This window comes from Mesorhizobium sp. M7A.F.Ca.ET.027.02.1.1, assembly GCF_004022985.1.
Taxonomy (GTDB): Bacteria; Pseudomonadota; Alphaproteobacteria; order Rhizobiales; family Rhizobiaceae; genus Mesorhizobium.
Map to the genome: position 1 here is coordinate 1 of NZ_RZOL01000266.1, position 8,413 is coordinate 8,413.

Annotated in this window: 8 protein-coding genes and 1 pseudogene; 6 read left to right on the top strand and 3 right to left on the bottom strand. The window is 62.8% G+C overall.

What is annotated here, in order from left to right; all coding sequences use genetic code 11:
• A partial coding sequence (locus EN749_RS24465) for a class I tRNA ligase family protein (protein ID WP_145990987.1) occupies window positions 1-900 on the bottom strand: 900 nt, incomplete at its 3' end.
• A 155-nt stretch (window positions 901-1,055) separates the two neighbouring features.
• Here EN749_RS24465 and EN749_RS24470 point away from each other — a divergent pair.
• The 3 genes and pseudogenes from EN749_RS24470 to EN749_RS24480 all read left to right on the top strand — a co-directional run bounded on the left by EN749_RS24470 (window position 1,056) and on the right by EN749_RS24480 (window position 3,639).
• Window positions 1,056-1,718 (top strand): YggS family pyridoxal phosphate-dependent enzyme, encoded by a 663-nt coding sequence (locus EN749_RS24470; RefSeq protein WP_128364133.1) that lies wholly within the window; start codon window positions 1,056-1,058, stop codon window positions 1,716-1,718.
• A gap of 440 nt (window positions 1,719-2,158) precedes the next feature.
• Window positions 2,159-2,389, top strand: a pseudogene (locus EN749_RS38985) (type II toxin-antitoxin system Phd/YefM family antitoxin); the annotation flags it as partial.
• Between the two features lie 200 nt (window positions 2,390-2,589).
• Entirely contained in the window at window positions 2,590-3,639 is a 1,050-nt protein-coding gene (locus EN749_RS24480) for an aldo/keto reductase (RefSeq protein WP_128364135.1), read from the top strand.
• A gap of 44 nt (window positions 3,640-3,683) precedes the next feature.
• Here EN749_RS24480 and EN749_RS24485 read toward each other — a convergent pair whose 3' ends face one another.
• Window positions 3,684-4,592, bottom strand: a complete 909-nt coding sequence (locus EN749_RS24485; protein WP_128364136.1) for a LysR substrate-binding domain-containing protein — start codon at window positions 4,590-4,592, stop codon at window positions 3,684-3,686.
• 119 nt (window positions 4,593-4,711) lie between these two features.
• Between EN749_RS24485 and EN749_RS24490 the strand changes: the two genes are divergently transcribed.
• Window positions 4,712-5,893: an MFS transporter gene (locus tag EN749_RS24490; RefSeq protein ID WP_128364137.1), complete on the top strand. Its 1,182-nt coding sequence runs from the start codon at window positions 4,712-4,714 to the stop codon at window positions 5,891-5,893.
• A gap of 52 nt (window positions 5,894-5,945) precedes the next feature.
• Window positions 5,946-6,980 (top strand): aldo/keto reductase, encoded by a 1,035-nt coding sequence (locus EN749_RS24495; protein ID WP_128364138.1) that lies wholly within the window; start codon window positions 5,946-5,948, stop codon window positions 6,978-6,980.
• Window positions 6,981-7,222: 242 nt separating this feature from the next.
• Here the strand turns inward: EN749_RS24495 and EN749_RS24505 are convergent, their stop codons facing one another.
• Window positions 7,223-7,495, bottom strand: a complete 273-nt coding sequence (locus EN749_RS24505; protein WP_013529022.1) for an usg protein — start codon at window positions 7,493-7,495, stop codon at window positions 7,223-7,225.
• Between the two features lie 302 nt (window positions 7,496-7,797).
• On the opposite strand from EN749_RS24505, the gene EN749_RS24510 reads away from it, so the two are divergent.
• Window positions 7,798-8,413: AMP-binding protein (locus tag EN749_RS24510; protein ID WP_145990988.1), on the top strand; the 616-nt coding region annotated here is incomplete at its 3' end.

Sequence of the window (8,413 nt, forward strand, 5' to 3'; positions counted from 1 at the left end):
CTCCAGCGCCGCCACCGAGGTGCCCATATGGCCTATATCGTCGATGAACTTCGCCAGCGCCGGATTGTGCGCAGCGGCCTTCTTGGCCAACGGATGATCGGCGGCGACAGCCATGAAGGAAGCGCCGAAGATGGTGTCGGGCCTTGTCGTATAGACTTCCAGCTCATGCTCGCCATCAGAGGCGTCGGCCAGAGGCCAACGGATCAGCAGGCCTTCCGAGCGGCCGATCCAGTTCTGCTGCATCAGCTTCACTTTTTCCGGCCATTCGTCGAGGCCGTCGAGCGAATCCAGCAGATCCTGCGCGAAATCGGTGATCTTGAAGAACCACTGCGTCAGTTCGCGCTGTTCGACCAGCGCGCCCGAGCGCCAGCCGCGCCCGTCGATGACCTGCTCGTTGGCGAGCACCGTCATGTCCTCCGGATCCCAGTTGACCTTGGAGGATTTGCGCGTCACCAGCCCCTTCTCGACAAAATCGAGGAACAGGATCTGCTGGCGGTGGTAATAGTCGACGTCACAGGTGGCGAATTCGCGCGCCCAGTCCAGCGACAGCCCCATGACCTTGAGCTGCTCGCGCATGGTGGCGATGTTCTGGTAGGTCCATTCCTTGGGATGGACCTTGTTCTGCATCGCCGCGTTTTCGGCCGGCATGCCGAAGGCGTCCCAGCCCATCGGGTGCAGCACGTTGAAACCCTTGGCCCGCTTGTAGCGCGCCACCACGTCGCCCATCGTGTAATTGCGGGTATGACCGATATGGATGCGCCCCGACGGATAGGGGAACATCTCCAGCACATAGTATTTCGGGCGCGGATCGTCATTGTGCGCTTCGAACAGCTTCTTGGCGTCCCAGGCCTTCTGCCATTTGGGCTCTGACGCGCGCGGATTGTATCGTTCGGTTGCCATGGGGCGTTTTTCACTTAAAAGCATGCGCGAACTGCGGGCGACGGCTCGGCAGTTCAGGGAATGTGGTCCGGGTGTTCACCATGGTTTGGCAAACCCGTCAACCATATGGGTATCGCGTCTGACAAAAACGCCGGCCAAAACAGCAGGATTTGCATATGGGTGACGCCGTTCAGCAATTTTTCGCGGTCAGGGCGAAGATCGCCGCCGCCGAGCGCGAGGCCGGCCGCGAAGCCGGCGCCGTGACGCTGGTCGCGGTCTCCAAGACCTTCGACGCTGCCGACATCGGCCCGGTCATCGAAGCCGGCCAGCGCGTCTTCGGCGAGAACCGTGTGCAGGAGGCGCAAGCCAAATGGCCTGATCTGAAGGAAGCTTTTCCTGGCATCGAACTGCATCTGATCGGCCCGCTGCAATCCAACAAGGCTCGGGAAGCGGTGGCGCTGTTCGACGTCATCGAGACGGTCGATCGCGAGAAGATCGCCGCCGAACTCGCCAAAGAGATCGCCAAACAGGGCCGCGCGCCAAAACTCTATGTCCAGGTCAACACCGGCTCCGAGCCGCAGAAGGCCGGCATCGAGCCTCGCGACGCCGTCGCTTTCGTCACCCGCTGCCGCGACGTGCATGGCCTCGCCATCGAGGGCCTGATGTGCATCCCGCCGGCCGACGAGAATCCCGGCCCGCACTTCGCGCTGTTGGAAAAGCTCGGCAAGGAAGCCAACGTCGCCAAACTTTCGATGGGCATGTCCGGCGATTATGAGACCGCGATCGCCTTCGGCGCCACCAGCGTCCGCGTCGGTTCGGCGATCTTCGGCAGCCGATAGTTCCGATGCACAGACCGGTCTCTAGTCGCTAAATTCCAACATATTCGATTGGCTGCAGGCCACCACACCTTCGTCATCCTAGGGCGGAGCGACGCGAAGCGGAGCGCAGACCCTAGGATCCATGCCGTGCCGACAAGGAAAATGCAGCGGTGCAGAATTCTGTTCCGCTGCATTCTTCGGCAGATGTCGCGGCATGGATCCTCGGGTCTGCGCTGCGTCGCTGCGCTCCTTGCTCCGCCCGTGGATGACGGCGAGAGAGATGTTTAGGCCAATCCCCGATGGTTTGCGATCTGCCGCCGAAAGAGGCTATAGATTCTCGCTGCCAATAGCTTCCAACCCATGTCGAGGAACTGGCGAACACATCTGTTCGAGCGGAAACCCTGCCATGCTTCAACGGCATCTGGTATATGACTAGCGAAGCCATCTAGCGAGTAGTGCCCTTGAACTGGCATCTTAAGGACGCGAAGAACAATCTGTCGAAACTCGTACGGCAGGCGCGGGAACAAGGGCCACAAACCATCACGGTGCGCGGAAAGCCAACTGCTGTCGTACTCTCCCCCGAGGACTACGACCGACTGGTCGGCGCAACACCTTCGCTTGCGGAATATCTTCTCTCAGGTCCCGTGTGGGATGACGACTTCGTCGAGGAGGTCAATCGCCGCCCGAAGACGAAGATCCGAGTTATAGACTTATCATCCGCATACTCATGCGAACCTCGTTCGGTGAATGCAGCGGGCGCTTTTCTGATGGCGGCATTAGCTGCGGTGAGGGGTTATAGGCCAATCCGACAGGCTCGTTGCTCCAGGACTGGAAACGAAACGTACCGTTCCTATTTGCTTTGCGTCATCACAAACTCTCTGGAGCCGCCATCATGCGCTACAACCAGCTTGGAAATACGGGGATGTTCGTCTCCGAACTGTGCCTCGGCACCATGACCTTCGGCGCCGCCGGTCAGAATGCCCAATGGGGCCTGATCGCCAGCCTCGACCAGAAGGGGGTCAACGAGATCGTTGCCCATTCGCTCGCCGCCGGCGTCAATTTCTTCGATACGGCCGACGTCTACTCCTTTGGCGAATCCGAACGGCTGCTCGGCCAGTCGCTCAGGGATCTCGGTGTGAACAGGCAGAACGTGGTCATCGCCACCAAGGCGCATGGCGCCATGGGCGAAGGCCCCAACCAGCGCGGCTCGTCACGCGGCCACATCATGGACTCGGTCGATGCCAGCTTGGAGCGGCTGCAGCTCGACCATATCGATCTTTACCAGCTGCACGGCACCGACACCGTGACGCCGATCGACGAAACGCTGCGGGCGCTCGACGATCTCGTTGCCAGCGGCAAGGTTCGCTATGTCGGCGTCTCCAACTGGGCGGCATGGCGCATCGCCAAGGCGCTCGGTATCGCCGAGCGCAAGGGCTTTGCCCGTTTCGAGACCGTCCAGTCCTACTATTCGATCGCCGGCCGCGATCTCGAGCGCGAGATCGTGCCGCTGCTCAACGAGGAGAAGCTCGGCCTGATGGTGTGGTCGCCGATGGCCGGTGGCCTGCTCTCCGGCAAATACGGCCCCGGCGCGCCCGGCAATGGCGAAGGCCGCCGCGCGTCCTTCAACTTCCCGCCGATCAACGAAGACCGCGCCTGGGCCGCGGTGGCCGTCATGCGCGAAATCGCCAAAAAGCATGATGTCAGCGTCGCCACGGTGGCGCTCGGCTATGTCCTGGCCAAGCCCTTCGTGATGAGCGTCATCATCGGCGCCAGCCGCATGGAGCAGCTGGAGCAGAACCTTGCCGCCACTGATGTGAAGCTCGACACAGACGATCTGCTTCGTCTCGACGAGGTCAGCGCCCTGCCATCCGAATATCCCGGCTGGATGCTGGAACGCCAGGCAGCGGGCCGCCGCCCGGCGCCGTTCATGCCGAAAGCATAAATACAGCCCACGCTGACATCCCGGGAGCCGTGGCTCCGGAGATGTCAGCTCAGCCGGACGCTCTCTCCCAGAAAATCGAGAAAGGCACGCACCCGCGCCGGCAGATGCCGGCCCTGGCCGACATAGACGGCGTGGGTGGGCTCCTCGTCGCCGGGATTGAATGCCTCCAGCAGCGGCACCAGCCGGCCGGCCGCGATGTCTTCCGCCACATGCCAGCGAGCCAGCCGGGCGATGCCCGCGCCCGCCAGCGCCATCAGCCGCATCGCCTCGCCATCGCTGACCAGCGTGTTGCCGGTGATGGGAACCATGATGGCGCGGCCGTCCGCGTCGAGGAACGGCCAGCCATCGAGATGCCTGACGAACCCGAAGCCCATGCGGTTATGCCTGTCGAGATCGGCTGGCGTCAGCGGCATGCCCTGCGTCTCGAGGTAGGAAGGTGCTGCAACGACCACCACAGGGCTTTGCCCCAGCTTGCGCGCTACCAGCCGTGACTCACTCAGCGGCCCGGCACGGATAGCGACATCGGCGCGTTCCGCCATCAGGTCGATGACGCTGTCGGTCAGCACCAGATCGACTGAAATCTCGGGGTAGCGTTCGAGGAAGCGTGGCAGAAGCGGGATCAGCCGGTGTACTCCGAAGGGCACGTAGCTGTTGACGCGCAGCCTTCCGCGCGGTGAAGCACCCGCCGCCGCCTCCTGCTCGGCCGCCGCCATGTCGGCGAGGATGCGCAGGCCGCTCTCGTAGAAGGCGGTGCCTTCCGGCGTCAGTTGCAGCTTTCGCGTCGAACGGCTGACCAGCCGCGCACCAAGCCGGGCCTCAAGCCGCGCGATCAGCTTGCTCACCGCTGAAGGCGTCATGCGCAACGCGCGTGCCGCGGAGGAGAAACTGCCGTCCTCGACGACGCGCACGAACACTTCGATCTCGCCGGAGCGATTGATATCGGGCCTGGCCATTTGTGAATCTATTTCACAGAAAATGTGCCCAAGGCAAGTCTGGTTCACAATGCAGGGAAGCACGATCTCAGGGGTCGGGGCGCGGGACGGCGCTCTTCGCCATCGAAGTGGAAACCGCCATGCCTCTTGCTCTTTACGCGCTTGCCGCCGGTGCCTTCGGCATCGGCGTCACCGAATTCGTCATCATGGGTCTGCTGCTCGATGTCAGCAAGGATCTCGGCGTTTCGATCACGGCCGCCGGCCAGCTCATTTCGGGCTATGCGCTCGGCGTCGTCATCGGCGCGCCCCTGCTGACCATCGCCACTGGCAACTGGCCACGCAAGACTGTGCTTCTGGCACTGATGGCGATCTTCACGCTTGGCAATCTCGCTTGTGCGCTGGCCCCCGATTACTGGACGCTGATGGGCGCCCGCATTATCACCGCCTTCGCCCACGGCACATTCTTTGGCGTCGGCTCTGTCGTCGCCACCGGGCTGGTCGCACCCAACAGACAAGCCTCGGCGATCGCGCTGATGTTCACCGGCCTGACAATCGCCAACATCCTCGGCGTGCCCTTCGGCACCTGGCTCGGCCAGGCCTTTGGCTGGCGAGCGACCTTCTGGGCGGTGACATTGGTCGGCGTGGCGGCCTTCGCCGTCATCCTGGCTCTGGTGCCACGCAGCCGGACGGCGCCCGAAAAGAGCGATCTGCGCGCCGATCTCGCCGTGCTGCGCCGCACGCCCGTCCTGCTCGGCCTCGCCACCACGGTGCTCGGCTATGCCGGCGTCTTCGCCGTCTTCACCTATATCGCACCACTGCTGACCGAGATCAGCGGCTTCAAGGAAGCGGCCGTGTCGCCGATCCTGCTCGTCTTCGGCGGCGGTCTCATCGCCGGCAATTTGCTTGGCGGCAAGGTCGCCGACCGCTGGCTGGTGCCGGCCGTGCTGGGCAGTCTCGTGGTGCTGGCCCTGGTGCTTGCAACTATGAGCTTTGCCATCCACAGCCAGATCATGGCCGTCATCTATGTCGGCCTGCTCGGGGCCGCCGCCTTTGCCACCGTGGCGCCGCTGCAGATGTGGGTGCTGGACAAGGCGCAAGGTGCCGGCCAGAGCCTCGCCTCGTCCTTCAACATCGCCGCTTTTAATCTCGGCAACGCCGCAGGCGCCTGGCTTGGCGGTGCGGTGATTGCCCATGGCCTTGGCCTGGGCTCCCTTACCTGGGTCGCCGCCCTGCTGCCGCTCGCGGCACTCGGTGTGGCGGGGCTGGCGCTGCGTCTCGATCGCACCGCCACGCTCGGCGAGCCTGCCTCCATCCGGTCGTGATCGTCCTCTGCAAACCCGCTTTCCACACCCTTCATTCCACAGGAGTAAAAAGATGGACTACCGACGTCTCGGTGCATCGGGCCTGAAAGTGCCCGCACTCTCATTCGGCGCGGGAACCTTTGGCGGTTCCGGCCCGCTGTTCGGCGCCTGGGGCAACAGCGACGCCAGGGAAGCGCGGCGGCTGATCGACATTTGCCTGGAGGCCGGCGTCAATCTGTTCGACACCGCCGACGTCTATTCGAACGGCGCCTCGGAAGAGGTGCTTGGCGAAGCGATAAAAGGCCGCCGCGATGCCGTCCTGATATCGACCAAGACCGCGCTGCCGATGGGCGACGGACCCGCTGACTATGGCTCTTCCCGGTCGCGGTTGATCAAGTCGGTGGACGCCGCGCTGAAGCGCCTCGGCACTGACTATATCGACCTGTTGCAGCTGCACGCTTTCGATGCCGGGACGCCGATCGAGGAGGTCTTGTCGACGCTGGACGAACTCGTGCGCGCCGGCAAGCTGCGCTATGTCGGCGTCTCCAATTTCTCCGGCTGGCAAGTGATGAAGTCGCTGGCGCAAGCCGACAGTCAAGGCTATCCGCGCTATGTCGCGCACCAGGTCTACTACTCGCTGGTCGGCCGCGACTACGAATGGGAGTTGATGCCGCTCGGCCTCGACCAGGGCGTCGGCGCGCTCGTGTGGAGCCCGCTCGGCTGGGGCCGCCTGACCGGCAAGATCCGCCGTGGCCAGCCCTTGCCGGAACAGAGCCGGCTGCACGACACAGCTGATTTCGGCCCGCCGGTCGAGGACGAGCATCTCTACCGGGTCATGGATGCGCTCGATTTGGTGGCGCAGGAAACCGGCAAGACCGTGCCGCAGATCGCCATCAACTGGCTGCTGCAGCGCCCGACCGTGTCGTCGGTCATCATCGGCGCCCGCAACGAGGAGCAGTTGCGCCAGAACCTCGGCGCCGTTGGCTGGACCTTGACGCCGGAGCAGATGAAAAAGCTCGACGCCGCAAGCGAAGTCACCGCGCCCTACCCGTACTTCCCGTATCGGCGGCAGGAAGGCTTTGCCCGGCTCAACCCGCCGGCTGTGTGAGCGCATCGGGTCGTCATGGCGCAAGGTTCGCGGGCCAGCGCCCCCCTCTGGCCTGCCGGCCATCTCCCCCTCAAGGGGGGAGATCGGATGTCGCGGCGACTTTCGCCAATCTCAGGCGTAACAACGGGCGGCGTTGTCGGCGGAGCTGCCAATCTCCCCACTTGAGGGGGAGATGTCCGGCAGGACAGAGGGGGGCGTCGTAGAACGCCGACCTCAAGAAGCCGTTGCTGCGAAACTCGCCCCTAATGCAGCACGAACTCACCATCCACCTTGCGCCATTCATTCGGCGCGATCAGCTTCTGGTGGGTGTAGCTGATCGAATGCAGCGGCCCGTCCAGCTTGGCCTTCCAGAATTCGATGAACTTGATCAGCACCGGAAACTTCGGCGCCAGATCGTAGTCCTGCCAGATGAAGCTCTGCAGCAGATGCGGGTGATCGGGAAAGTGATAAAGAATCTTGGCCGTGGTCAAGCCATAGCCTTTGAGCATCAGGTCCATTTCGGCATGGTCGCGCATTACGGTCCCCAGGTTGATTCGCCTGTCCTCCCATGGCTGATTGTGCGCGCCGCTGATTAATCGTCTATTGATTTTTTCTTCATCTGAACCGGCTTTAGCATGCGAAAACATGCAGTTAGCAGCGCACTTGGCCGAGTGCTGACAGCCTCGGGAAAGCCCCCTGCGGCATCCCGCCGCGCGAATCCAACGTCTAATGTTGCCGTAACGGCGGAACTGGTAATAATGCCGCCGAATTCGCGGCCCTGTCGCCGCGATCCCGCCGGCATTTCAAGCCGGCGATTGGTTCGGGAGGAAAGTCAGGAATGTCCGAGGTTCATGTCCATCGCGTCCAGCCGGCGTGGAAGAAAAACGCGCTGATCGACAATGACACCTACCTGAAATGGTATGCCGACAGCGTCAAGAACCCGGACAAATTCTGGGGCAAGCACGGCAAGCGCATCGACTGGTTCAAGCCCTTCAGCAAGGTCAAGAACACCTCTTTCGACGGCAAGGTCTCGATCAAATGGTTCGAGGACGGACTGACCAACGTTTCCTACAACTGCATCGACCGGCACCTGAAGAAGCGCGGCAACCAGACCGCCATCATCTGGGAAGGCGACAATCCCTACGATGACAAGAAGGTCACCTATAACGAGCTCTACGAGCATGTCTGCCGGCTCGCCAATGTGATGAAGAAACACGGCGTCAAGAAAGGCGACCGCGTCACCATCTACATGCCGATGATCCCGGAAGCCGCCTATGCGATGCTGGCCTGCACGCGTATCGGCGCCGTCCATTCGATCGTCTTCGGCGGTTTCTCGCCGGATGCGCTGGCCGGCCGCATCGACGACTGCAAGTCGACCTTCGTCATCACGGCCGATGAAGGCCTGCGCGGCGGCAAGCCGATCCCTTTGAAGGAAAACACCGACAAGGCGATCG

What these genes read in the sequence shown, in the direction of transcription:
- EN749_RS24470 (WP_128364133.1), top strand. Translation starts at nt 1,056, where the DNA reads ATGGGTGACGCCGTTCAGCAATTTTTCGCGGTCAGGGCGAAGATCGCC.
- EN749_RS24490 (WP_128364137.1), top strand. Translation starts at nt 4,712, where the DNA reads ATGCCTCTTGCTCTTTACGCGCTTGCCGCCGGTGCCTTCGGCATCGGC.
- EN749_RS24485 (WP_128364136.1), bottom strand. Translation starts at nt 4,592, where the DNA reads ATGGCCAGGCCCGATATCAATCGCTCCGGCGAGATCGAAGTGTTCGTG.
- EN749_RS24495 (WP_128364138.1), top strand. Translation starts at nt 5,946, where the DNA reads ATGGACTACCGACGTCTCGGTGCATCGGGCCTGAAAGTGCCCGCACTC.
- EN749_RS24480 (WP_128364135.1), top strand. Translation starts at nt 2,590, where the DNA reads ATGCGCTACAACCAGCTTGGAAATACGGGGATGTTCGTCTCCGAACTG.
- EN749_RS24505 (WP_013529022.1), bottom strand. Translation starts at nt 7,495, where the DNA reads ATGCGCGACCATGCCGAAATGGACCTGATGCTCAAAGGCTATGGCTTG.